The organism is Acidovorax sp. Leaf160, from assembly GCF_001424265.1.
Classification (GTDB): domain Bacteria; phylum Pseudomonadota; class Gammaproteobacteria; order Burkholderiales; family Burkholderiaceae_C; genus Paracidovorax.
In genome coordinates this window covers 565057-588582 of the sequence record NZ_LMOV01000023.1, presented here as the reverse complement: position 1 = coordinate 588582, position 23526 = coordinate 565057, and the positions used below count along the sequence as shown (strand labels likewise).

The 23526-nt window shown below is 67.7% G+C and carries 19 protein-coding genes and 1 tRNA gene; 8 read left to right on the top strand and 12 right to left on the bottom strand.

The window, feature by feature from the left end:
• Positions 1-44: 44 nt before the first annotated feature.
• Complete coding sequence (locus ASF94_RS13210; RefSeq protein WP_082493243.1) at positions 45-1508, top strand: sensor domain-containing diguanylate cyclase; 1464 nt, start codon at positions 45-47, stop codon at positions 1506-1508.
• Between the two features lie 44 nt (positions 1509-1552).
• Here ASF94_RS13210 and ASF94_RS13205 read toward each other — a convergent pair whose 3' ends face one another.
• From ASF94_RS13205 to ASF94_RS13195, 4 genes are all read right to left on the bottom strand, one after another.
• Entirely contained in the window at positions 1553-2785 is a 1233-nt protein-coding gene (locus tag ASF94_RS13205; protein WP_056666940.1) for a multidrug effflux MFS transporter, read from the bottom strand.
• Positions 2786-2964: 179 nt separating this feature from the next.
• Positions 2965-3468, bottom strand: a complete 504-nt coding sequence (locus ASF94_RS13200) for a copper chaperone PCu(A)C (protein ID WP_056666936.1) — start codon at positions 3466-3468, stop codon at positions 2965-2967.
• A 141-nt stretch (positions 3469-3609) separates the two neighbouring features.
• Positions 3610-3990 (bottom strand): DUF2946 family protein, encoded by a 381-nt coding sequence (locus ASF94_RS22015; RefSeq protein ID WP_369818671.1) that lies wholly within the window; start codon positions 3988-3990, stop codon positions 3610-3612.
• A 99-nt stretch (positions 3991-4089) separates the two neighbouring features.
• The gene (locus ASF94_RS13195) at positions 4090-4317 is read right to left on the bottom strand and encodes a DUF3606 domain-containing protein (RefSeq protein ID WP_056667290.1); all 228 of its coding nucleotides are present in this window, start codon (positions 4315-4317) and stop codon (positions 4090-4092) included.
• Between the two features lie 316 nt (positions 4318-4633).
• Here ASF94_RS13195 and ASF94_RS13190 point away from each other — a divergent pair, with 316 nt between their 5' ends.
• Complete coding sequence (locus tag ASF94_RS13190) at positions 4634-5941, top strand: GAF domain-containing sensor histidine kinase (RefSeq protein ID WP_056666933.1); 1308 nt, start codon at positions 4634-4636, stop codon at positions 5939-5941.
• A gap of 238 nt (positions 5942-6179) precedes the next feature.
• Positions 6180-8246 (top strand): ATP-binding protein, encoded by a 2067-nt coding sequence (locus ASF94_RS13185; protein ID WP_056666930.1) that lies wholly within the window; start codon positions 6180-6182, stop codon positions 8244-8246.
• Between the two features lie 235 nt (positions 8247-8481).
• On the opposite strand, the gene ASF94_RS13180 is transcribed toward ASF94_RS13185, so the two are convergent.
• From ASF94_RS13180 to ASF94_RS13155, 6 genes are all read right to left on the bottom strand, one after another.
• Positions 8482-8895, bottom strand: coding sequence for a VOC family protein (locus tag ASF94_RS13180; RefSeq protein WP_056666927.1), 414 nt, complete (start codon positions 8893-8895; stop codon positions 8482-8484).
• Positions 8896-9221: 326 nt separating this feature from the next.
• Positions 9222-9297: transfer RNA gene (locus ASF94_RS13175), tRNA-Lys, on the bottom strand.
• 106 nt (positions 9298-9403) lie between these two features.
• On the bottom strand, positions 9404-10381 hold the full coding sequence (locus tag ASF94_RS13170; protein WP_056666924.1) for a GMP reductase: 978 nt from the start codon (positions 10379-10381) through the stop codon (positions 9404-9406).
• Positions 10382-10622: 241 nt separating this feature from the next.
• A complete protein-coding gene (locus ASF94_RS13165) occupies positions 10623-11363 on the bottom strand; it encodes a hypothetical protein (RefSeq protein ID WP_056666921.1) in 741 nt (246 codons plus the stop codon).
• Between the two features lie 92 nt (positions 11364-11455).
• A complete protein-coding gene (locus tag ASF94_RS13160) occupies positions 11456-12499 on the bottom strand; it encodes a tripartite tricarboxylate transporter substrate binding protein BugE (protein WP_056667287.1) in 1044 nt (347 codons plus the stop codon).
• 120 nt (positions 12500-12619) lie between these two features.
• A complete protein-coding gene (locus ASF94_RS13155) occupies positions 12620-13816 on the bottom strand; it encodes a M20 family metallopeptidase (RefSeq protein ID WP_056666918.1) in 1197 nt (398 codons plus the stop codon).
• 299 nt (positions 13817-14115) lie between these two features.
• On the opposite strand from ASF94_RS13155, the gene ASF94_RS13150 reads away from it, so the two are divergent.
• Both ASF94_RS13150 and ASF94_RS13145 read left to right on the top strand, forming a co-directional pair.
• Positions 14116-15009: a MurR/RpiR family transcriptional regulator gene (locus ASF94_RS13150; protein WP_056666915.1), complete on the top strand. Its 894-nt coding sequence runs from the start codon at positions 14116-14118 to the stop codon at positions 15007-15009.
• Positions 15010-15141: 132 nt separating this feature from the next.
• Complete coding sequence (locus ASF94_RS13145; RefSeq protein ID WP_056666913.1) at positions 15142-17607, top strand: UvrD-helicase domain-containing protein; 2466 nt, start codon at positions 15142-15144, stop codon at positions 17605-17607.
• Positions 17608-17751: 144 nt separating this feature from the next.
• Here the strand turns inward: ASF94_RS13145 and ASF94_RS13140 are convergent, their stop codons facing one another.
• Together ASF94_RS13140 and ASF94_RS21345 are read right to left on the bottom strand one after the other, a co-directional pair.
• Positions 17752-18360, bottom strand: a complete 609-nt coding sequence (locus ASF94_RS13140) for a hypothetical protein (RefSeq protein WP_162244643.1) — start codon at positions 18358-18360, stop codon at positions 17752-17754.
• 17 nt (positions 18361-18377) lie between these two features.
• Complete coding sequence (locus ASF94_RS21345; RefSeq protein WP_156382534.1) at positions 18378-18773, bottom strand: hypothetical protein; 396 nt, start codon at positions 18771-18773, stop codon at positions 18378-18380.
• Here ASF94_RS21345 and ASF94_RS13135 point away from each other — a divergent pair.
• The 3 genes from ASF94_RS13135 to ASF94_RS13125 all read left to right on the top strand — a co-directional run bounded on the left by ASF94_RS13135 (position 18772) and on the right by ASF94_RS13125 (position 23494).
• Positions 18772-19131, top strand: a complete 360-nt coding sequence (locus ASF94_RS13135; protein WP_056666910.1) for a hypothetical protein — start codon at positions 18772-18774, stop codon at positions 19129-19131. The two genes, ASF94_RS21345 and ASF94_RS13135, sit on opposite strands and share 2 nt — an antisense overlap.
• Positions 19132-19345: 214 nt before the next feature.
• A complete protein-coding gene (locus tag ASF94_RS13130) occupies positions 19346-22951 on the top strand; it encodes a hypothetical protein (protein WP_235505357.1) in 3606 nt (1201 codons plus the stop codon).
• Between the two features lie 87 nt (positions 22952-23038).
• The gene (locus ASF94_RS13125; RefSeq protein WP_056666908.1) at positions 23039-23494 is read left to right on the top strand and encodes a hypothetical protein; all 456 of its coding nucleotides are present in this window, start codon (positions 23039-23041) and stop codon (positions 23492-23494) included.
• Positions 23495-23526: the final 32 nt, after the last annotated feature.

Below are 23526 nucleotides of genomic sequence, written 5' to 3'. Positions count from 1 at the left end.
AGGGCGTGTGGCCCCTGCCGAGCGCGCCTGACTGGAGTCTTCAGATGTCTTCTCTTCCCTCGCCGGGCGATGATTTCGAGCACATGTTCGACATCGCGCCAGTGTCCCTCTGGCTGGAAGATTTCAGTGCGCTGAAGGTTCTGCTCGACGGCTGGCGCGCCGAAGGGGTCGAAGACATCGAGGCGTTCGTGCGGGCGGACCCCCGCCGCATGGCGCAGTACGGCGCATCGCTCAAGGTGCTGCGGGTCAACCAGCGCACGCTGGAGCTGTTCGCGGCGCCCGACGAGGCCACGCTGTTGGCGTCGCTCGGGCAGGTGTTCCGGGGCGACATGCTCGATCAGGCGGTGCATGAGCTGCGCCAGCTGTGGTCCGGCGCGCTGGAATTCTCCAATCAGACCGTCAACTACACGCTCGATGGGCGGCGCCTGGACGTCCATATCCGGGCCCGCATCCTTCCCGGCCATGAGGGCTTGTGGGACCGGGTGCTGGTGTCCCTGGAAGACAACACGCCGCAGATCACCAACCACGAGCGGCTGCGGCGCAGCGAACAGTACGCGCGCGGGCTCTTCGAGCATTCGCCCGTGTCGCTGTGGGTGGAAGACTTCAGCACCGTGAAGCGGCTGCTGGACGACGTGCGCGCGCAGGGCATCCGTGATTTCAAGACGTTCCTGAAGGTGCACCCGGAGTTCGTGACCCGGTGCATGCAAGAGATCCGGGTGATTGATGTGAACCAGCTGACGCTGCAGATGTTCGGCGCAGCTAGCAAAGCCGAATTGCTGAACCAGATCGGCAAGGTGTTCCGCGGCGAGATGCACGAATCGTTCACCGAACAGTTGCTCGATCTGTGGGACGGCAAGCTGTTCCAGCAGCGCGAGGTGGTGAACTACAGCCTGAGCGGCGAGGCCGTGAACATCCACATGCAGTTCTCGATCCTGGAAGAGCATCGTCACGACTGGTCGATGGTGCTGCTGTCGCTGGTGGACATCACGGCGCGCAAGAAGGCGGAGGCCTATCTCGAATACCTCGGCAAGCACGACGTGCTGACCCAGCTGCGCAACCGGGCCTTCTACGTCGAAGAGCTCAATCGACTCAGCCGCAAAGGGCCCTGGCCGGTGGCGGTCATCGTCATCGATATGAACGGCCTGAAGGCCATCAACGACGAATCGGGCCATGCCGCTGGCGATGCCATGTTGCGCCGCGTGGGCGAAGTGTTGGCCAAGGCGGTGGATGCGCCGGCCTGCGCCGCGCGGATCGGCGGCGACGAGTTCTCGGTGCTGATGCCCGTCACCGACGAGCGCGGCGCGCAGGCTGCGATCGACCGCATCGTGTCATTGCTCGATCTGAACAACCAGTTCTACCCCGGCAAGCCGCTGAGCCTGTCCATCGGCATGGCCATCGCCGTCTCAGGCGAGCAGATCGAAGCGGCGGTCAATCGGGCCGACCAGGCCATGTATGCCGAGAAAGCCCGCTATTACGACCAGTTGGGTGTGGAGCGTCGCCGGGGCTGACCGGGGGCGGGGCTGGCGGTAGCTGGCGGGCCGCCCGCCGCCCTTCAGGCGACGGTGGCCGTGCGGCCCACGTCGGGCCAGCGGTGGTGCAGGTAGATCCATGCCAGCAGCCCGACGCAGAGCATCAAGAGCGATGCGCTCGCCAGCAGCGGGGTGGAATGCATCACCAGCGGCGCGACCACGCCTGCCACGACACCGTTGGCGGTGGAGCCGACGAAGGCCTGCAGGGACGACGCCATACCGCGCCGCTCGGGGTGCAGGTCGAGCACCAGCAAGGTCACCACCGGCACCATCAGCGCCCAGCCGAAAGCGAACACGGCGATGGGCAGCAGTGCCCAGGACACATGTGGCGTGAAGAGCGCATTGGCCGCCAGATTGATCAGTGCCATCGAAAACATGATGACGAAGCCGTGCCGGATCTGCCGCTTGGGTGCGATGCGCCCGGCAAGGCGCCCGCTGAGCCAGGCGCCGCCCATGATCCCGGAGATGGTGAGAATGAAGAACCAGAAAAAGTGGGTGGGCGCGAGCTGCAGGTGTTCCCCGAGGAACGCGGGGGCCGCCAGCACATACAGGAACATGCCGTTGAATGGCACCCCGCTGGCCAGTGCCAGCAGCAGAAAGCGCGGGCTGGAGCCCAGCTGCCAGTAGCCCTGCATCAGATGCCGGGCGTTGAAGGGCTGGCGGTGGCTCACGTGCAGGGTTTCCGGCAGCAGCCGGAAATTGGCGACCCAGAGCAGCAGGCCCACACCCGTCAGAAACCAGAAGATGCTGTGCCAGCCGAGATGCACGAACAGCCAGCCGCCGACGATGGGGGCGATGGCGGGCGCCACGCCGAAGTAGATCGTCACCTGGCTCATGACCTGCTGGGCCTGCGCCGGGGGGAACATGTCGCGGATGACCGCGCGCGACACCACGATGCCCGCGCCGGCGGAAAGCCCCTGCAGCGCCCGGAAGAACACCAGCTGGCCGATGTTCTGCGACAGCGCGCAGCCAGCCGAGGCGATGGTGAACACCGCGATGCCCCACAGCACCACCGGGCGCCGCCCCACGCTGTCCGACAGCGCGCCGTGGAACAGCGTCATGAACGCGAAGCCGAACAGATAGGCCGACAGTGTCTGCTGCATCTCCACCGGCGTGGCGCCCAGCGCAGCCCCGATGCCGGAGAAGGCAGGAATGTAGGTGTCGATGGAGAACGGCCCCAGCATTCCCAGCAAGGCGAGGAGGACGGCGAGGGCCCAGCGCGGGCCGCGCCAGAGTTCAGTAGCTTGCGGATTCATGAGACAGCGGTGGGTTGGCCGCGGCTAGTGTCTGCCGGCCAGCCCCGCCGCGCGACCATCGAGGGTGGAATGCGAGGGAAAAGGCAGGTCGGCGCCGCCGGCCCAAAGCAGATGCCCGAGGCCGGTCCATCGAAGGCAAGGAGGTGGTCCATTCGCAGGAGCCGGCTGTGCATGCGGTTTCAGTGCTTGTGCGCGCCGCCGTGGTTCCCGTGGCTGGACGCCGCCGGGGCGGAGGCGCCCACGCTGCGTGCCTGCGCCTGGACCTGCACGGTTTCGCGCTGGCCGTCCTTGCCTTCGAAGACGAGCGTGAGTGGAACGGCATCACCCTGTTTCACCTGCGCCGGCAGGTCCATGAGCATGACGTGGAATCCGCCGGGCGACAGCTCGACCGTCTGGCCCGCCGGCAGCGGCAGGCTGGGCACGGCGCGCATCTTCATGACGTTGTCCACCATCTTCATTTCGTGGACTTCGGCCACCGGAGCGGCAGGGGTGCTGACGGAAACGAGCCGCACGTCCTTGCTGGACTGCAGGCGCATGAAGGCGCCGGTGGCTTTTTGCTGCGGCACGGTGGCGCGGACCCAGGCATCCTGCACGGTGACCTGCGCCTGTGCTGCACCGCAGGCAGTGCCCAGCACGGCAGCAACGAGAACGAAAGCGGAACGGGTGGGGAAGAGGTGCTTCATGATTCAATGATTCCGATACGGGTGAGGTTGCGCGGACGGGGTGCGATGGACGCATCCCTTCTGCCTACGCTGCGAATGAACGAGACCACGGCAATTCAAGCCGGCCATGGGGCGCGTGCGCCGATTCGATGTGTGACGCAGCTAGGCAGGCGGTCCCCGCGGCGGCAAGGCCGCGCCGGATCGGAAACCAAAGCGATCAACAGCGGCGCGCGCGACGGGCCATACCGGGGGCGCCAGCGCCAGTGCGCAGGCGGATGGGGCGGCCAACGCCAGCCCGGTCGCAAGGCAAAGCGGGCAATCCAGCGTGTGGGCACCCGGTGCCGGCACGCCGCTGTCTGGCGGCGCAGGGTGCACGACTGCCCCGCCACTGGAGCACATAACGGCGAGCGCCAGTGGAAACGCAGTGGCTGAGCGCTGGAAAAAGGGGGTCAGTGCTGCGGCCAAGAGCACCATGCCGAAACACGCCAATACCACCCGTGCCTGGCGAGCGGGGTGGGAGTAGAGGCGCAAGGCACGCAGCATGGTGCCCCGATTATGGCGGGGGCCGCCTTCTCACCTCGCGGCGCTCATGCGGATCGAGCCGCCCGCGCGGCGCGTTCTTGATACGCGCCAGGTACCGACTCAGTCGGTGCCTGCGCCCGCTTGTTCGATGCGGTCGTCGTTGGTGGTGCTGCGGGTGCCCTTCAGATGCATTTCCACGTCGGAAGCCTTGTTGCCCACGGCGCCCACCGCATCGTGGATCTGCTGTTCGGTCACATCGAGCTTGCGTACCCATTTCGCAACGGATGCTCCGTCTTGCAGGGAGATGCTGTCGGGAGTGGCGGCGTTGCTGGCGGTGCTGTCGTTCATGTTCTGCTCCAAAAGGTGGTGGCCCAACGGCTGACTGGCCGGAATGAAAAGCAATGCTCGGCGACCCGCCCGCCAGCGGCTGGCGGTGGAGGGCGGCCCCTCCTGTAGGTGAAATGCGGCAACCTGTATCCCCACACATGGGGCTAACCGCTCCGCCCGCTGGTGGGCGCAAGCCGCCGGCCCCTGTCATACTCATCGGGTTGGGGATCACGGTGCGAGGCACAAACCGGACGAGCCCACAATGTCAAAAGACGCAACGAACTGCGGTTAAACACAGGTATAACCGTCGGCTGTACACACAGAGGTTGGAGGCCTCATGCTTGCTTCTCTGAGCACCAACCCTCGCGACATTCGGCTGCTGACCGATCTGCTCGATCAGCGCCCCTCCCGCCACGACCAGGACCAGGTCCAGATTGCGGCGCTGATGCGGCTGGCCTCCGTCCTGGCCACCTTGCCCGACGAATTGCTGGGTCGCGTCACCCAAGTCGCCCAGGAGCTGACCGGCGCCCAATCCGCCGGCGTCAGCCTGCTGGAACGCGACGAGCGCCTGGGGCCCGTTTTCCGCTGGAAGGCAGTCAGGGGTGTGCTGCAGTCGCAGGACTCCAGAGCGCTGCCGCGCGAGTCCAGTGCCTGTGCGATCTGCCTGGATGCCGGCACGGCCGTGCTCATCGGCTTCCCTGCGCCCGACATGCCCGGTCACGAAGACATTCCGCCGATGACCGAGCGCCTGCTGGTGCCCGTCTTCACGCTGGAAGGCGTCGCGGTGGGTGCGTTGTGGGTGGCCATGCACGACAGCCGCCAGGGCTTCACGCGGCAGGACGCACGCATTTGCGAGAACCTGGCCGTCTTCGTCGGGGCGGCCGTGAAGTCCTTGATGGACGCGCGGGAGGCGCGCCAGGCGGCTGCGGAGCAGGCTCTGCAGGAAGAACGGGTCGAAAACTTCATCCTGTCGCTGGCCCATGAGCTGCGCAACCCGCTGGGTTCGATCGCGCTCGCGGAGTCCGTGCTGCGCAACCGTGCCAAGCCGGGCGACGAACTGAAGCCGCTCGACGTGATTCGGGCGCAGTTGCGGCGCATGTCGGTCATGGTGGAGGACCTGGTGGAGCTGGGCAAGATCCGCCTGGGCCTGATGGAGTTGAAACTGGACGACTGCCGGGTCTCCGACCTGCTGCTGGCCTCGGCGCAGGCCGTGCAGGCGCAGGCCGAAGCTGCGGGGCACCAGCTAGTCCTGCGCCCGAGCGAACCGGGGCTGTTGATCCATGCAGATTCGGCCAAGATGATCCAGGTGCTGGTCAACCTGCTGACCAATGCCATCAAGTACACCCCGGAAGGCGGAACCATCACGCTTTCTGCCACCCAGGAAGACTGCGACATCGAGTTGCACGTGGCCGATACCGGCATCGGTCTGTCGGCCGACCAGCTGAGCCGGATCTTCGAGCTGTACGCGCAGGTCGACCGCAAATCCGTGCTGGCGGCCGACGGGATGGGCATCGGACTTGCGCTCGTCCAGCGCGTCGTGGAACTGCACCGCGGCACGGTGCGGGCTGCAAGCGCCGGCTTGGGACAGGGGGCGACCTTCACGGTGCGCATTCCCCGTGAGCCCACTGGCGCGGTCGGGGTTTGAGGATCGTTGTCGCTGTCACAGGGCGCAGGGGCTAGGCACTGCGTGATCGGGGCCCGGCCGATCTGCCCGGTGCTTGTGCCGGAGGCAGCACGGCAGCGGCCTGGGGTGAGTGGGCGCGAAGGTGGGCTGGAAGGGTTGGGTCGCCCGCTTTGAAAGCCCATGTAACAGCGTTCCCTGCACGACCGGACGACAATCGCTGGCAAGGCGCGACGACTGCGCCATTGCGCAGATGCCGCCGATGACACTCCCTCACCATACCAATCCATCCGATCCCCTTTCCTGGCAGAACAAGGAAGAGCAACTGCGTCTCGCTGTCGAAGCGGCGGAGATCGGCTTGTGGGACGTGGACACGGCAACCGGCAAGGTCTACTGGCCGGAACGCGTCAAGGCCATGTTCGGAATGTCGCCGGAGTGCGACGTGACGCTGGATGACTTCACCCAGGCGCTGCACCCCGACGACGCCCCCAGGGTGCTGGATGCTTTCGCTGCGGCCCAGGATCCGCAGTTGCGGACCGTGTACGACGTGGAGTACCGGACCATCGGCCGCGAGGATGGCATCGTGCGCTGGGTCGCAGCCAAAGGGCGTGGCTTGTTCGACGATGAAGGCCGCTGCGTGCGTGCCATCGGCACGGTGATCGACATCACGGCGCGCAAGCGGGCCGAAGCCCTGCAGTTGCAGGTGCAGCAGCGCGTGCGACTGCTGGGCCGCATCGAACGGGCCACGCGGCCCCTGGTCCAGGCTGCCGACGTCATGCAGGTCACGGCGAAGCTGCTGGGTGAACACCTTGGCGCCACCCGCTGCGCCTATACCGACGTGGAGCCTTCGGGCGACCAGTTCACCATCCTCGGCGAGTGGTCGGAACCCGGCGTTTCCTCCTGCGTCGGCGTGTACCCGCTCTCGCTGTTCGGCGCCCAGGCGATCGCCAACCTGCGCCGTGGCCACCCGGTGGTGGTGCGGGATGTCGATCAGGAAATCAGCGAAGGCAGCTCCGCACAGCTTTGCAGCACCATGGGGATCAAGGCGTTCGTCTGCGCCAGCCTGGTCAAGGGCGGCCGGCTGGTGGCCATGATGGCGGTGCACCAGGCGGTCCCCCGTGATTGGTCCGAAGAGGAGCTGCGCATCATCGGCGATGTGGTGGAGCGTTGCTGGACGCACATCGAGCGGGTTCGCGATGCTGCGATGCTGCGCGACCAGGACCGGCGCAAGGACGAATTCCTGGTGACTCTGGCGCACGAATTGCGCAACCCCATCGCACCGATGCTGTATGCCGTCGCCCTGATGAAGCGCGACCTCGACCCCACTCGGCAGGCGCGGCGGGTCGAGGTGATCGAGCGGCAGGCCAAGCACATGGTGCGGCTGGTGGACGATCTGCTGGACGTCTCCCGCATCAGCCGGGGGCTGATCGAACTGAAGCGCGAGGTCGTGGATGTCGCGCCCTTGCTGACGCAGGCCCTGGAGGCCGCAGCGCCCATGCTCGAAGCGGCAGGCCATCACCTCAGCGTGCAGCTGCCGGCGGGGCCGGCGCCGGTGCATGCCGACCCGACGCGGCTGGTGCAGGTGGTGACCAACCTGCTCAACAACGCCTCCAAATACACGCCCGATGGCGGCGACATCCGGCTCGGCGCCTGGGTGAATGGCGATCAGGTGGTGATCGAGCTGACGGACAACGGAATGGGCATTCCCCCGGAAGACCAGGCGCGCTTGTTCCAGCTTTTCACGCAACTGGGCCACACCGGACAGAAGGCGCATGGCGGTCTGGGCATCGGCCTGTCGCTGGTGCGAAGCCTGGTGGAAATGCACGGCGGCACCGTAGGCGTCAGCAGCGAAGGGCTGGGGCGGGGCAGCACGTTCCGTGTCGAGCTGCCGCTGGCCGCCGCAGCGACGTCGGCGGAGACCGCCCCTGGGGGCCTGGCCCAGGCACAGCGCGGCCGGGTGCTGGTGGTGGAAGACAACCCGGACGGGCTGGCCACCTTGGTCGAACTCATCGCCGCGCGGGGCCACGCCGTACAAGGGGCCGCAGACGGACCGCAGGCGCTGCGCCTGGTCGAGCGATGGAAGCCGCAGCTGGTACTGCTCGACATCGGCATGCCCCTCATGGACGGCTACGCCGTGGCGCGACGACTGCGCGCAGACCCGAGCTGCTCTGAGGTGCGCATCGTGGCCCTCACCGGCTGGGGAACGCAGCAGGACCGCGAAAAGACCGCTGCGGCGGGTTTCGATGACCACATCACCAAGCCGGTGGATCCGGATCGGCTGTTGTCGTTGATCGACGGGTGGATGGAGGCTGCAGCGACGGCCCGCTGAGCAGCAGTGCAACCTTAAAGGGGTCGGCGGAAGGGCAGACCGGCGTGCAGGGCGCTTTGCGCAACGTGTGCGGGCACGGGGCCGGGATCGAGGCTGCGACAGCGCTTCCGCCGTGCCGGCCCGACCCATCCCGAATACTGACTTGATCGATCACAGCGATAGCTAGGGCAACGGAAATCGAATTCAGGCCAGGCGCGATGTTCCACCTCATGGAGCCGGACATCAATCAGGAGATTTATGCGTTTGCGTCGCCATCGTCGGCTTCATTCGCCACCTCGATCAGATTCTCATCAGGATCGTAGAAGTAGACAGATCGCAACCGGGCGCATGCCCCCGTGGCGTTCACCGGGCCTTGCACAATGTTCACCCCCACCTGGCTCAGATGTGCGATGACGTCACCCAGGGGCGTGGCGGTTAAAAAGCACACGTCGGCGGAGCCTGGGGTGGCGTGCCGCACATTGGGGTCAACCACCGTTCCCACCTCATGGAGGTTGATTTTTTGCCGGCCGAAGTGCAGCGCATATCTGCCGGGCTTGAACTCGACAGACTTGAAGCCGAGAGCCTGTTCATAGAAAGCGATGGTGCGAGGGATGCTCGCGACTGTCAGCACAAGATGGTCAAGGCCGGCGATGCGTGGTGGTGTGGACATGGCAGCACTGTATATGTGATGCGTCACATAAAACCTCACATATCCGACGCGCCCCACCTTCCGTTTTTTGCGCAAAAAGCGGTGGTGGGAGGGCTGGACAACGTAGGTGATGCGGCCCCAGTCCGCAATGGTATGGAGCCATTTCGCGCCATAGCAATCAAGGCGGGCTCGTGACATCACTACCCATTTGGTAGCGTAACCCCGTGCAGAGCTGCGGGGTTGGGCAGGGCGCGGCGGGAGATGCCGGCCTGTGATTGGGTGGGACTCTGGGAAAAGTCCAAATGAAAAGGCGCTACAGCCGTGCAGCTGTAGCGCCTTGAGATAAGTGGTGGGTCCTGAGTGACTCGAACACTCGACCTACGGATTAAGAGTCCGCTGCTCTACCAACTGAGCTAAGAACCCACTTTTAAAACTGTGTCTGCGTTGCGGCAGAGACTCGAATTATGCACTAGTTTTTCAGCTTGGCGCAAGAGCTTCGAAAAGTTTCGTGTTTCGAGCCTCCCGCAACTCACATCAGCAGATGCTCGCCCGCGTTGTCGCCGCCCAGGATCACGTAGTTGACCTTGCGCACGTCCATCAGCTTGGTGCCGCCGGCGTAGCTGATCGAGCTTTGCACGTCCTGCTCCATCTCGACCAGGGTGGCGGCCAGAGTGCCCTTGATGGGTTCGAGGATGCGCTTGCCTTCGACGTGCTTGTACTCGCCCTTGTTGAAATCGCTGGCTGAGCCGTAGTACTCCTTGAAGAGTTCGCCGTCGACTTCCACCGTCTGGCCGGGCGATTCCTCGTGGCCGGCGAAGAGCGAGCCGATCATCACCATGGTGGCGCCGAAGCGGATGCTCTTGGCGATGTCGCCGTGGCTGCGGATGCCGCCGTCGGCAATGATGGGCTTGGTGGCCACGCGGGCGCACCACTTGAGCGCCGACAGCTGCCAGCCGCCGGTACCGAAGCCCGTCTTGAGCTTGGTGATGCAGACCTTGCCCGGGCCGACGCCCACCTTGGTCGCGTCGGCGCCCCAGGTTTCCAGGTCGATCACCGCTTCGGGCGTGGCCACGTTGCCGGCGATGACGAAGGAGCCCGGCAGCTTCTCCTTCAGGTAGCCGATCATGTTCTTCACGCTGTCGGCATGGCCGTGCGCGATGTCGATGGTGATGTATTCGGGCACCAGGCCCTCCGCGGCCAGCGTGTCCACCGTGGCGTAGTCGGGCGCCTTCACGCCCAGCGAGATCGAGGCGAAGGTGCCGGCCGCGTGCATGTCGCGCACGAACTGCACGTTGTCCAGGTCGAACCGGTGCATGACGTAGAAGTAGCCATTGGCAGCCAGCCAGCGGCAGATTTTTTCGTCCACCACGGTCTTCATGTTGGCGGGCACCACGGGCAGGCGGAAGGTGCGCGAACCCAGCGTCACGCTGGCGTCGCACTCGGACCGGCTTTCCACGCGACACTTGCGCGGCAGCAGAAGAACGTTGTCGTAGTCGAAGATTTCCATGAGATCCCAAGCTCCTGTGAAAGGTCGCAGGGGAGAGATTTCCCCCGCGATGGGGCGCTTGGCTTGGAGACCGGTTCGGTGGGCGCGCCGTAGGGCGCTGCCGGGCCCTGCTGTGCGCAGGCACCAAAAAAAACCGGACGCCAAAATACTTGGGCCCGGTGATTGATTCTACCCCTGCGGCGAAGGCCGTGCGGTGCCTGGGAATACACCGCTGCACGGCGGGCTGTTGCCCGGCCCGGCCCTATCTGGGGGCAGGGCAGTGCGACTGCGCGGCGGCCACCACTTGGCCCTCCGCGTCTTCCAGCCAGCCGACCATATGGGTGCGACTGGCGTCAGCGCCATCCGGCACGCGCATGGAGCGGCTCTCCTTCCAGAGCCACTGCTCGCCCTTGTGTAGCCGGGTGCCCTGGTTCCACGCACCCTGCAACACGTTGCGCACCAGATTGCGCGGCGCGGTGCTGCCCTCGGTGCCGACGGGAATCGCTTCGACCAGCAGCAGCGTGTAGCGGTAATCGGCCGCTGCAGTCCCGCGCCGGGGAGCGGCCGCGGCCTTGCGCCCCAGGCTGATGGAGGTGCCGCGGTACTCGTTGACGGTCGGGCCCGCCATGACCCGGAGCGGGCTCCATGCGGGTGTGGACGCCGGCCTGGCGACATCGCTCACGTACGTGTCCGTCGTGGCCGGCACGGGGCGCCGGAGCTGCTCCAGCCGCTCCAGCGCCTCGCGCGTGGCGGCGGCGGCCAGCGGCGCGTCGTCGCCTGCAGCTGCGCTGGGCACGATCCAGTCCACCACCAGCGCAGTCGGGCCAGGCGTGTGCGCGGTCGATTCCGCCCAGCAGCGCTCGCAGTCGGCGCTGAGGAAGCGCTCCACCAGCGCGACCGGTTGCGGCTGTCCATCGCTGGAACAGGTGGATTGGGCATGTGCCAGCAGCGGAGCGCTGGCGAACAGTGCGACGGCGGTGGCGGAGGCGATCAGGTAGCGCATGGCGAAGGCGGATGGCGGTGGTCAGCCATGTTCCCACAATGTGCCTGCACGCGCCGCAGCGCCGCCCCACGCAGGGTCAGGCCCGTTTTTGGTCACTCCGGCTTGATGTTGGCGCGGCGCACGACGTCGCCATAGCTCACCAGCCGCTCGGACATCATCTTCTCGAAGGCCGCCGGGCTCATATCCTCGGGCGGAATCACGCCGCGCGTCTTCAGGTTCTCCACCATGGCCGGCTCCGTGGCCACGGTGCGGATGGCCTTGTGCAGCGCCTGCACCACGGCTTCGGGCGTACCGGCGGGCGCGGCGATGCCGGTCCACGATGTCTGATTCAGGCTGGGCTGGCCGAGCTCGGCGAAGGTGGGCACGTCGGGCAGTTGCGCAATCCGCGTGGGCGAAGCCACCGCCAGTGCGCGCAGCTTGCCGGCCTGGATGTGCGGCAGGAAGGTGACCAGGTTGTCGAAGATGAACTGCACTTCGTTGGCCAGCACCGCCGTCACGTGCGGGGAGCCGCCGCGGTAGGGAATGTGCACCGCCCGCGTGCCGGTGGCGAGCAGGAACGCCTCGGCGTTCAGCTGGCCCATGCTGCCGGCGCCCGCGCTGGCGAAGTTCACCTGGCCGCCCTGGGCCTTGAGGTAGGCGACGAATTCCGCAAACGTCTTGGCCGGCACGCTCGGGTGCACCAGCAGCACGTTGGGCTGGCGGCCCATCATGGCGATGTTCTCGAAGTCCTTGATCGGGTCGTAGCCCAGGTTGGGCTGCACCAGCGGGTTGGCCAGGTGGCTGCTTTGCGACGAGGCGATCAGCGTGTAGCCGTCGGCCTTGGAACGCGCCACGAACTGCGTGCCGATGGAGCCGCCCGCGCCCGGCTTGTTGTCGATGACGATCGGCACGCCCAGCAGGCGGCCCAGCGGCTCCGTGTACTGGCGGGCCATCACGTCCACCGAGCCACCGGGCGGGAACGGCACCACCAGCGTGATGGGGCGGGTGGGGTACTTGCCGTCTGCGGCGTGGGCGGGCAGGGCGCTGAGGCTGGCAGCGCCGGTCAGTGCCAGGCCCAGCCCGGCGCCCAGCACCTGGCGGCGGGACGGTGGGGTGGAGGTCGCAAAGCGGTCGGAGGGAATGTCGAGACGTGGCATGGTGAACAAGGCGAAGGCCGAAGTGAAAAAAAGCAGGATGGGTCGGTGCGCCAGCAACGCGCCAGCGAGGCGCCAGCAACGCGGCAGCCAGCGCAAGGCGTCAACGCAGCGCCAGCAGGGTCAGCGCAGCGCCAGCAGGGTCAGCGCCAGCGCCTGCGCGCGCGGCACGAAGGTGGCCAGGTCGCAGAACTCGCGCTCGCTGTGCGCATAGCCGCCCACCGGGCCCAGCGCGCAGAGCGTGGGAATCCCCATCGACGAGGTGATGCCGCTGTCGGCTGCGCCGCCGGTGAATTCGCCTTCCACCTGGAAGCCGATCCGTTCGGCCGACCGCTGGTAGGCCTGCAGCAGATCGTCGGGCGTGCGCGCCATGGGCAGCGTGCCGGTCTGCTGCACGATGCGGCCGCTGGTGCGCGGCAGCGACTCCTCTTCGATCACCGCACGGATGCGCGCGAGGATGTTCTCCAGGTCGTTCTCGGCCGTGTAGCGCAGGTCGACGTGCGCGCTGGCCAGCGGGGCCACGACGTTCGACGCCATGCCGCCCTGCACCCAGCCCACATTCACCGTGATGCCCGGCTCGAGCTGGTTGAGCGCGTGCAGCGCCAGGATCTTGCGGGCCAGCGCGTCGATGGCGCTGGCGCCCTGCGCCGGGTTGATGCCGGCATGCGCCGCCACACCCTGCACCTCGAAATCGATCCGGTAGGAGCCCTTGCGCTGGTTCACCACGTTGCCCGTGATGCGGCCCGGTTCGGCATTCAGCACGGCGCGCGCGCCTTGCGAGATCTCGCGGATCACCGTGCGGCAGGCGGGCGAGCCCACTTCCTCGTCGCAAGAGAAAAACAGCTGCACCGGCGACGCGTTGCCGCCGAAGCGCGCCAGGGCTTCCAGCACGAAGACGTTCATCACCAGCCCGGACTTCATGTCGGCCACGCCGGGGCCGAAGGCCTTGCCGCCTTCGATGCGCCAGGGCCGCTGGGCCACGGTGCCTGCGGGGAACACCGTGTCCATGTGCCCCATCAGCTGCAGATGGCCCGGCTGCGTGGCGGCGGCGGCGGCGCTGCTCGCGGCGGGGAGGCGCGCCAGCAGGCATTCGCCCCAGCCTGGCTCGGGCAGCGTCTGCACCGCGATGCCCGCGGCTTCCAGATGGCCGCGCAGCAATGCGGCCACCTTGCGCACGCCGGCTTCCTGGCCACTGCCGCTGTCCACGTTCACCACCTGGGCGAGTAGCTCGAACATGGCGGATTCCTGGGAGGCCAGCCAGTCGAGCAAGGGCTGGGCGTGGGCGGCGTCGAGGGATGGAGTCGAAGTGGCGATGTGCATGGGCGGGCGGGCTGGTGCGTGAATGGACAGGGAAGGCATCGAGGACATCGGCGGCCGGAGCATTGCGCGGCCAGGCACAACCGGGCATCCAGCGCGGCTGCAACGAATATTTCAGAGATCATAGATGCTTTGGAATATCTGTTGCAATGACGGTGGGGCGGGGCGGGGCAGGGCGGGGCAGGGCGAGGGGAGCGCCGCCCCCACACTGGGCCCCGGCCTGTGGCTATGCTGCGGGCTTACCTCGGTACGCGCCGTCTGGGCTCTCCGCCTTCCCCTTGCATTCACCTCGTCTCCACCCCATGCTGCTCACCGACCGATTGATGCTCCAGGCTGCGGCCCTCACGGCCAGCGAGCGGGCGCTGGCCGACCACCTGCTGCGCCACTACCCCGACGGCCTGCTCGATTCGGCCAGCGCCATGGCCGCGCGCGCCGGCACCAGCGCATCCACCGTGGTGCGCCTGTTCGCCAAGCTGGGCTATGCCAGCCTGGCGGAAGTGCGGCGCGAGGCGCGCACCGAGGTCACCGCGCTGCTGCAGACGCCCGCGCAGCGCACCACGGCCACCATCGGCAGCGCGCGCAGCCTGGCCGAGTGCGTGGACGACGCCGCGCTGCACGACCAGCACAACATCGCCGCCACCCGCCAGGGGCTGGACATGGCGGTCTTCGAGGCATTCGCCCGCACGGTGAGCGACTGCACCGGCCGGGTGCTCGTCATGGCGGAAAAGAACAGCGCGCCGGTGGCGTCGTATCTCACCACGCACCTGAACATGTGCCGGCCGGGCGTGCAGGAGCTCGGCCTGGGCGCGCCGTTCGCCGTGGACCGCCTCCTCTGGGTGGAGCCGCAGGACGTGCTGCTGGTGTTCACCATCCGCCGCTACTCCAACGGCGCGCTGCTGGCCGCGCGGCATTTCCGCAGCCAGGGCTGCCCGGTGCTGGCCATCACCGACAGCGTGGCCGCACCCATCGTGGCCTGTGCCGACCACACCCTGCTGGTGGGCACGGCCAACGCCTCGCCCTTCGACTCCTACACCGCCGCGTTCTTCCTGGCGAATGCGCTGGTGTCCGCCGTCGCCCAACTGCGACCGACGGAAGTGGCCCATGCGCTGGAGCGGCGCGACGCGCTGTGGAAAGGATTCGAGGCCGATGCGGTCGACGGGCTGCGGCGCGCGCCCACGCCGCGCAGGCTCAAATAGCCCGGACCCCGGCCCGGATTCGCCGAAGGGTGGGTGCGGCGAGGGGCCGCGCCGGGATCACGCCGTGGCTGGCCTCGGCTGCGAAACGCCCCTGCCAGCACCCGCCCACGGGCGGCTTCCTACAATGGCGGCATGCTCCCACACGACCTGTTTTCCGGCGCACCCGATGCGCCTTTCGGTGCTGGCGAAGCCGGCCCGGCGCCGCGCATCGACCCCGGCAGCTCGCCCCTGCTGCAGAACCTGAACGACGAGCAGCTGGCCGCCGTCACGCTGCCGGCCGGGCATGCCCTCATCCTGGCGGGCGCCGGATCGGGCAAGACCCGCGTGCTGACCACCCGCATCGCCTGGCTGCTGCAGAACGGCTACGCCACGCCCGGCGGCATCCTGGCCGTCACCTTCACCAACAAGGCCGCCAAGGAAATGACGGCGCGGCTGGCGGCCATGCTGCCGGTGAGCGTGCGCGGCATGTGGATCGGCACCTTCCACGGCCTCTGCAACCGCTTCCTGCGCGCCCACTACAAGCTGGCCGGGTTGCCGCAATCGTTCCAGATCCTGGACACGCAGGACATGCTGTCCGCCGTCAAGCGGCTGTGCAAGCAGTTCAACGTCGACGAAGAGCGCTTTCCCCCGAAGCAGGTCGCTTATTTCATCAGCGGCTGCAAGGAAGAGGGGCTGCGCCCCGGCGACGTGGAAACGCGCGACGCGGAGAGCCGCAAGAAGGTCGAGCTCTATCAGCTGTATGAAGAGCAGTGCCAGCGCGAAGGCGTGGTCGATTTCGGCGAGCTGATGCTGCGCAGCTTCGAGCTGCTGCGCGACAACGATCCGATCCGCGAGCACTACCAGCGCCGGTTCCAGCACATCCTGGTGGACGAGTTCCAGGACACCAACAAGCTGCAGTACGCCTGGCTCAAGCAACTGGCGGGCGACACGGTCGATGGCCGCTTCCAGTCGCGCAGCAGCGTGATCGCGGTGGGCGACGACGATCAGAGCATCTATGCGTTTCGCGGTGCGCGCGTGGGCAACATGGCCGACTTCGTGCGCGAATTCGCTGTGGAGCGCCAGATCAAGCTGGAGCAGAACTACCGCAGCTACAGCAACATCCTCGACTCCGCCAACGCGCTCATCAGCAACAACAGCCGCCGCCTGGGCAAGAACCTGCGCACGACGCAGGGCCCGGGCGAGCCGGTGCGGGTGTACGAATCGAGCACCGACCTGGCCGAGGCGCAGTGGATGGTCGACGAGATCAAGCAGCTGGTCAAAAGCGACGGCTTCGAGCGCAAGGAGATCGCCGTGCTTTACCGCAGCAATGCGCAGAGCCGGGTGATCGAATCGGCGCTCTTCAATGCGTCCGTGCCCTACCGGGTGTACGGCGGCCTGCGCTTTTTCGAGCGCGCCGAAATCAAGCACGCGCTGGCCTATCTGCGCCTGCTGGAGAACCCGCACGACGACACGAGCTTCCTGCGCGTGGTCAATTTCCCGCCGCGCGGCATCGGCGCGCGCAGCATCGAAGTGCTGCAGGACGCCGCCCGCAGCGCCGGCTGCTCGCTGCACGACGCCGTGAGTGCGGTGCCGGGCAAGGCCGGCACCAACCTGGGCGCCTTCGTCGCGCTGGTCGATGTGATGCGCGAGCAGACACAGGGGCAGAACCTGCGCGGCATCCTGGCGCAGATGCTGGAAGCCAGCGGGCTGATCGAGCACTACCGCAACGAAAAGGAGGGCGCCGACCGGCTGGAGAACCTGGACGAACTCATCAACGCGGCCGAGAGCTTCGTCACGCAGGAAGGCTTCGGCCGCGATGCCGTGGCGCTGCCGGTGGACGAGCACGGCGCCAACCTGTCGCAGAGCCCTGCCAGCCAGGGGCTGGACCCTGCCCAGCCGGTGATCGACGAGCCGCTGCCACCCGTGGCCGGCATCGTGGATGCCGACACGGGCGAAACCCTGTCGCCGCTGGCCGCCTTCCTGACGCACGCGGCGCTGGAGGCCGGCGACAACCAGGCCCAGGCCGGGCAGGACGCGGTGCAGCTGATGACGGTGCATGCCAGCAAGGGGCTGGAATTCGATGCGGTCTTCATCGGCGGCATGGAAGAGGGCCTGTTCCCGCACGAGAACTCCATGAACGACCGGGAGGGACTGGAGGAAGAGCGCCGGCTGATGTATGTGGCCATCACCCGTGCCCGCAAACGTCTCTACCTCAGCCATTCGCAAACGCGCATGCTGCACGGCCAGACCCGCTACCACATCAAGAGCCGGTTCTTCGACGAGCTGCCGGAGTCCGCGCTCAAGTGGATCACGCCGCGCCAGACCGGTTTTGGCAGCTATGCTCCTAAATCAGGAGCATCAAGCTCTTATGAATCGGGCGCTAGAGGTGGATTCGGCTTCAAATCGGAAACCTTCGCCAGCCCCCCGGTGCCGGCGCAGAAAGCGGCACCGTCGCATGGGCTGCGCGCAGGGCTGGCCGTGTTCCACACCAAGTTCGGCGAAGGCAAGGTGCTGGCGCTGGAAGGCACGGGCGACGACGCCCGCGCGCAGGTGAACTTCCCGCGCCACGGCACCAAGTGGCTGGCCCTCAGCATCGCCAAGCTGACGATCGTCGATTGACGACCGGAGCGAGGGCGAGGGCGAGCGCGAGGGCGGAGCAGGCAGACGGGGAGCAGAAGCAGTGGGGCGTCTGGCGGCGACGGTCTGCCCAGGCAGGCCCCGGCGCGCGGACCGGAAGGCGCGCCCGCCCTCCTGCGCCGAATCTCAGGCCGGCAGGCAGAGGATGGTCGCGCGGTCGGAGGGCAGTTTCTCCGCGTAGAGACCCTTGCGCTCCGGTGACACCAGCGCCGACAGTCCCTGCATGACCACCACGTCCGCACCGGCCGGGGCTTCGCGGTAGCACTTGCCCAGCACCTCGACGGTGCGGCTGAGCGCCCGGGCCTGATCGGGCGCGCTCTTCTCCACGCTGGCGGCCTGCTGGGTCAGCCAGGCTTCGTACGCTTCCAGCGTCTGTGCCTTCAGCTTCTGCCGTTCAGCCTCGGGAATCATGCTGGCGTAGAGGGCTGTGAGGCTCTGCGCGCCGGGCTGGCCCAGGTGCAGCACCGCATCGTATTGCGCCTCAAACGCGCCCTGCCGGTACACCACCCGCTGGATGCGATAGCGCAGCTCGCCCTTGTCGCCACCCAATGTCTTGACCAGCTCGCGCGCCGAAGCACTGTTCGGATCGCTGGCGAACTGCTGCTGCAGGGCGCCGGTGATTTGCGCGTCCGAAGGGTAGGCGATCTGCCCGGGTTTGAATTCGTTGTCGCCCGGCGAACAGGCGGTGAGCAATGCCATTAATGCCGGGACGATTAACAAGCGGGCGGTGGACATAACGGGTTGCATTTCTTTCATGACGGTTTGGTGAATGGAGTGCGGGAAATTGTCGATTTCCGTGCTGCGGATGCCGGCTTTTTTATGTTTACTGTGGTTTCATAATGATGGTGACGGTAACTGGTTGATATTTTCAGGGGGTTGACACCTTGCTTCTTCCCCCTCCAGCGTCGGAGGAATGTAACTTTGTTCACAGAATTTTGTATCAGCGCCGGCGTCTCCATCATTTCTCCATCTTCCAAGAGAAAAGAGGGTGGTTCGATGGTCGTCGTGTGTAGGACAAAACGCTTTATGACAGGCCGCAGTAGAAACTTTTGATTACAGGCGCAAGCACGGGCGACGAAAAGAATCTGCTGCCGGCCCATTTCGGGTCGCCGTTTTTGATTCATCCCGACCTGAAAGGATTTCTCCATGCGCAAGCTTGCAATCACCGCAGTCGCCACCCTGTCCATGACCTGCGGCATCGCTTTTGCCCAGAGCGGCAACATCAGCGTTCCCGGCCTCGTCTCCGGCAAGGGCTCGGCGGGTTCCGAGATCACCAACAGCCGCATCACCGTGGCCGGCAACAAGGCCACCAACGTCACCTCCGGCGGCGGCAAGGTCGGCATGAAGATCGCCGAGGTCTCGATGGACGGCATTGCCAACGTCAACAGCATCAACATCACCGGCTCCAAGATCCGCAACAGCGAGATCACGGTGAGCAACAACGAAGCCACCGACATCAAGGCCTTCGGTGGCACGGCCAACGTCAACAGCATCAACATCAACTGATGTGCGGGTTCGCTGGCGGTCCACCCCGCCAGCGTTCTGCCGTGGGCCTGGCCTGGCGGGGTTGACCTCCGACCTGGCAAGGCCCACCGCAGAGCGGCCGAACCCCTCCATCGCGCCCCAGGCAGCGCCCGCCACACGGCCGGCAGCCGCCACCGGAAACCACCGAACGCCCCCCCGATCGCCGAGCCCCCGGCCGACGCAGCGAAGGAGTCCCGTGCAACGTCCTCCCACCACCACCACCACTACCACCTCCTCCCCGCGCCATTTCCCGTGCAAACGGACCAGCTGGCCCGTGGTCTGCCTGATCGGCGCGTCCGTCGCCGTGCCGCTCGGGGCCACGGCCCAGGAATCCATCCTCGGTGGCCTGGGCTGGCACAAGAACAGCCCGGGCACGCAGGTCGAAGGGCAGAGCGAGGTGCGGGTGCAGAACAACCGCGCCAACGCCCGCGTGCTGGGCAGCGGCGGCAAGGGATCGGGCCTGGCCAACGTGGGGGCGCAGATCGATCTGGTGGGCACCGCGCAGGCCAACGTGGCGGGCCTCGCCGGCATGCAGTTGCGGCAGACGGCCGTGCAGGTGCTGGACAACCAGGTGACCGGCTTCGTGAACGCCATGGGCGGCGCCGCCACGGCCAACGTGGCGCTGATCGCCAGCGGAAGCGGCTCCCGGCCGCTCACGTCGTCGCAGGTCAGCGTGCTGGGCAACCGCGCGTCGAACATTTCCGCGTTCGGTGCCAACGCCAAGGTGCTGCTGGGCACCGGCTCCCTGCAGCTGCCTGGCCGGGCTTCGGGCAACAGCGTGCTGCTCGACGGCACGGATGCGAGCCAGGCCCGGCTGACCGTCGCGGACAACGAAGCGGGCGACATCACCTCGATCGGTGGCTCGGCGCTGGCCAACACGCTGACGGCGAACGGCGGCAAGCTGACCGACGTCGACATCGCGCAGGTCGGCAACCGGGCCCGTGAAGTCCGCGCGGGTGGCGGCACGGCCGGCGTGGGGCGCGGCACCATCGGGCAGGTCAACCTGACCGGCGTGGCCGCGGCCAACACGGTGGCGATCGCATCGAGCGAGCTGGCCCGCGCACGCATCACCCAGACCCGGAACCAGGCCAGCAACGTGGTCACGACCGGCGGCAGCGCGCTGGCCAACTCCGTCAGCTTTTCCGACCACCGCTCCGGCGCAGGGCGCTACACGGCCACCCTGACCGGCAACCGGGCCGACCAGGTGCAGGCCTGGGGCGGGGAGATGTCGATCCTGCAGGGAGCGCTGGCCGATGTGCGGCTGTCCGCCACCGCCCTGGCCAACACCGTGTCGGTGAACCGGGGGCGGCTGGAATCCGACCCCGCGCACCTCATCGCATCGAACACGGCACGCAGCGTTGCGGCCACCGGCGGCGGCGCTGCGGCCAACAGCATCTGGCTGGACGACGCCACGGTTCGCGGCGGCACCGTCACATTGAGCGGCAACACCGCCGAGCAGATCCAGACGGCAGGCATGGCCGGCCAGGTGGGTGCCGGCGTGGTCGGCAGCTTCGAGCGCAACGGCCGCGCCGTGGCCAACAGCCTGGTGGCCGATCGCCAGTCCACGCTGGAACAGGTGCCGCTGACACTGGCGGCCAACCAGGCGCGCCAGGTGTCCGGCAGCGGCGGCCTGGCGGCTGCCAACGCGGTGCTGCTGAGCGAGGGCCGGGCAGAGCGCACCTCCGTCAGCCTGGCGGGCAACACGGCGCAGGGCGTGCGCTCCACCGGGTTCGCCGCATCGGCCGGCGGCGGCCTGCTCTTTTCCGCGTCGCAGCAGTCGGCGGCGCTCGCCAACACCCTGGCGGTCACGGGCTCGCAGCTCGATGCCTCTGGCGTCACGGTGGTGGGCAACGACGCGGCGCGGCTGGACGCGCGCGGCGGCAGCCTGCTGGCCAACAGCGTGGCGCTGGAGAGCGGCGGCGGCCGGGCGTCGCAGCTGTCCGCCTCGGGGGTGCTGGCGGGCAATACGGCCACCGACATCGGCACCGAGGGCGGTGCGGTCTCCGGCGCGGTCGGGGCGGTGTCCAGCGAGGCGCGCGCCCGGGCGGCCGCCAACGCGGTGCTGCTGCACGACGGCGCACTGATCGACCGGGCAGCATCCTGGACGGTGGCGGGCAACACCGCCCGCAACGTGCAGGCCACGGGCGGCACGGCCCTGGTGAATGCGCTGGCCGCGTACCGCCAGGCATCGGTGCGCGGCGGCAGCGTGGTGCTGGCGGGCAATACGGCGGACGGCGTCCGCGCGGAAGGGGGCACCTCGCAGATGCTGGGCGTGGGCTCCAACAGCAACGGCGTGCTGGCCGCCAACTCGGTGTACCTCGACGGCTCCGGTGCGGTGGGCCTGTCGCGCAGCACGGCGGTCGTGGCGGGCAACACGGCGCGGCAGTTGCAGGCGCAGGGCGGCCGCATCAACGCCAACGCGCTGTCGGTGAATGCGAGCGGCCAGGTCGATGACGCCAGCGTGCTGATCGCCGGCAACACGGCGGCCAGCGTGCGCAGCGAAGGCCGCGAGGGCACGGTGGGCGGGTTCGCCGCCTTCGGCAAGGGCGTGGGCCAGGCCAATGCCAACGCCGTCCAGGTGCTGGCGCGCCTGCAGGCGGGCAGCGTGCAGCTGGCGGGCAACACTGCGGGCGGCGTCACCGCCACCGAAGGGCTGGCCGCGGCCAACAGCTTCGTGCAGGGCGGCGGCGATGCCCGCGGGGTGCAGATCGCCGTCTCGGGCAACACCGCCGGCACGGTGCGGGCCGACGGCGGCCAGACCGCGCTGGCCAACAGCGTGCAGAGCGACGGCAGCCTGCAGTCGGCCGCCGTGACGGTGGGCGCCAACCAGGCGTCGGCCCGCACCGGGTCGGGCGACGCCCTGGCCAACAGCGTGCGGGTGAAGAAGCAGGCCCGGGTGCAGGGCGCCTCGGTCACGGTGGCCGGCAACCAGGGCCACTCCACGGGCGGCACGGCCAACAGCGTGGACGTGGAAGGCAGCGTGCAGGGCGGCAGCATCACCGTGCTGGGCAACCAGGGGCGCGCGGAGGGCGGCGGCTCCATCAACAGCGTGACCGGCAGCGGCCGGTTCTCCGGCAGCCAGATCACCGTGATGGGCAATTCCGGCACCGCCACGCGCGGCATGGCCAACAGCGTGGCCAACAGCGGATCGATCGCCGGCTCCAACATCACCATCCTGGGCAACCAGGCGTCGGTGCGGGGCGGTGGCACGGCCAACAGCGTGGACAACCACGGCACCATCGGCGGCAGCCAGATCATGATCGCCGGCAACACCGCGCAGGTCACCGGATCGGGCGTGGTCAACAGCGTGCGCAACCGGGGCAGCATGACGGGCGCGAACATCGCCATCCTGGGCAACCGTGGCAGCGCACAGGGCGGCGGCACGGTCAACAGCGTGGACAACCGCGGCAAGCTGACCGGCCGGGTCGTCATCGCCGGCAACGAAGGCAGCGCCACCATGGGCGGCACCGTGAACTCGGTGGTCAACCAGGGCGTGCTGACGGGCAACGTGCTGATCGCCGGCAACCGCGGGCGGGCGCTGGCCGGCGGCGTCTCCAACTCGCTCATCAACCAGGGCATCGTCACCGGCACAGTCGCCATCGTGGGCAATACCTCCGCCGCGGCGGCCGGGATCACCTCGGGCAGCGTGCGCAACGTGGGCGGGGCGATCACGGGCACGGCAGGGGTGGCCGGGAACGCGGCCTACGCGGCCAACCCTGGCTACACCTACACCGTCCCGTCCTCGGGGGTGATAAACCAGTCGGTGACCGTTTTGCCGGCGGTCAACCTGCTCAGCATGTAGTGCGAAGTCGTGCCTGATCGTGCGCGCCCCTCACCTGCCATGCATGCGCGCAGCAGCCCATTCTTTGTCGAACAAGGAGCTTTCTTCATGACAACAACGGTATCGGTAAGCCGCCCCTGCAGCGCCTGGTGGGTCCGCTGCGCGTGCGCGCTGGCAGTGGCCGGCGGCGCGGCGGGCGCCCAGGCGCAGCTGGTCAACTACAACGAGCAGCTGGGCAGCTACAAGGACTCGAACCAGAGCGGCGTGAAGCTGCAGGACAGCGTCTACCCGTCGGTGAGCGCGAAGGCCCGGGTCAACCGCGCCATCGCCCAGAACGCGCTGGTGGACCAGAGCGCGCTGGTGCAGCCCGACGGCACGTTGAAGCTGCCGGAGGACCAGCGCAACGTGGTGATCCGCTCCACCTATTCCGACGTGCAGCGCGGCACCGACGGCACGCTGCGCATCGCGAGCCCGGTGATCCAGGGGCCCGTGAACGGCAACGTGACGCTGTTCGTGGAAGGGCGCGGGGTCGAGAACATCACCGTCATCAACTCGCCGCGCTGAACCTCCGTTCCACTTTTTTTCTTCGTCTTGTC

Coding starts and splice junctions, on each gene's coding strand:
- ASF94_RS13180 (WP_056666927.1), bottom strand. CDS start 8,895: ATGTCCACACCACCACGCATCGCCGGCCTTGACCATCTTGTGCTGACA.
- ASF94_RS13145 (WP_056666913.1), top strand. CDS start 15,142: ATGCTCCCACACGACCTGTTTTCCGGCGCACCCGATGCGCCTTTCGGT.
- ASF94_RS13185 (WP_056666930.1), top strand. CDS start 6,180: ATGACACTCCCTCACCATACCAATCCATCCGATCCCCTTTCCTGGCAG.
- ASF94_RS13205 (WP_056666940.1), bottom strand. CDS start 2,785: ATGAATCCGCAAGCTACTGAACTCTGGCGCGGCCCGCGCTGGGCCCTC.
- ASF94_RS13195 (WP_056667290.1), bottom strand. CDS start 4,317: ATGAACGACAGCACCGCCAGCAACGCCGCCACTCCCGACAGCATCTCC.
- ASF94_RS13125 (WP_056666908.1), top strand. CDS start 23,039: ATGACAACAACGGTATCGGTAAGCCGCCCCTGCAGCGCCTGGTGGGTC.
- ASF94_RS13140 (WP_162244643.1), bottom strand. CDS start 18,360: ATGTCCACCGCCCGCTTGTTAATCGTCCCGGCATTAATGGCATTGCTC.
- ASF94_RS13150 (WP_056666915.1), top strand. CDS start 14,116: ATGCTGCTCACCGACCGATTGATGCTCCAGGCTGCGGCCCTCACGGCC.
- ASF94_RS13155 (WP_056666918.1), bottom strand. CDS start 13,816: ATGCACATCGCCACTTCGACTCCATCCCTCGACGCCGCCCACGCCCAG.
- ASF94_RS13160 (WP_056667287.1), bottom strand. CDS start 12,499: ATGCCACGTCTCGACATTCCCTCCGACCGCTTTGCGACCTCCACCCCA.
- ASF94_RS13200 (WP_056666936.1), bottom strand. CDS start 3,468: ATGAAGCACCTCTTCCCCACCCGTTCCGCTTTCGTTCTCGTTGCTGCC.
- ASF94_RS13165 (WP_056666921.1), bottom strand. CDS start 11,363: ATGCGCTACCTGATCGCCTCCGCCACCGCCGTCGCACTGTTCGCCAGC.
- ASF94_RS21345 (WP_156382534.1), bottom strand. CDS start 18,773: ATGGAGAAATCCTTTCAGGTCGGGATGAATCAAAAACGGCGACCCGAA.
- ASF94_RS13210 (WP_082493243.1), top strand. CDS start 45: ATGTCTTCTCTTCCCTCGCCGGGCGATGATTTCGAGCACATGTTCGAC.
- ASF94_RS13135 (WP_056666910.1), top strand. CDS start 18,772: ATGCGCAAGCTTGCAATCACCGCAGTCGCCACCCTGTCCATGACCTGC.
- ASF94_RS13170 (WP_056666924.1), bottom strand. CDS start 10,381: ATGGAAATCTTCGACTACGACAACGTTCTTCTGCTGCCGCGCAAGTGT.
- ASF94_RS13190 (WP_056666933.1), top strand. CDS start 4,634: ATGCTTGCTTCTCTGAGCACCAACCCTCGCGACATTCGGCTGCTGACC.
- ASF94_RS22015 (WP_369818671.1), bottom strand. CDS start 3,990: ATGCTGCGTGCCTTGCGCCTCTACTCCCACCCCGCTCGCCAGGCACGG.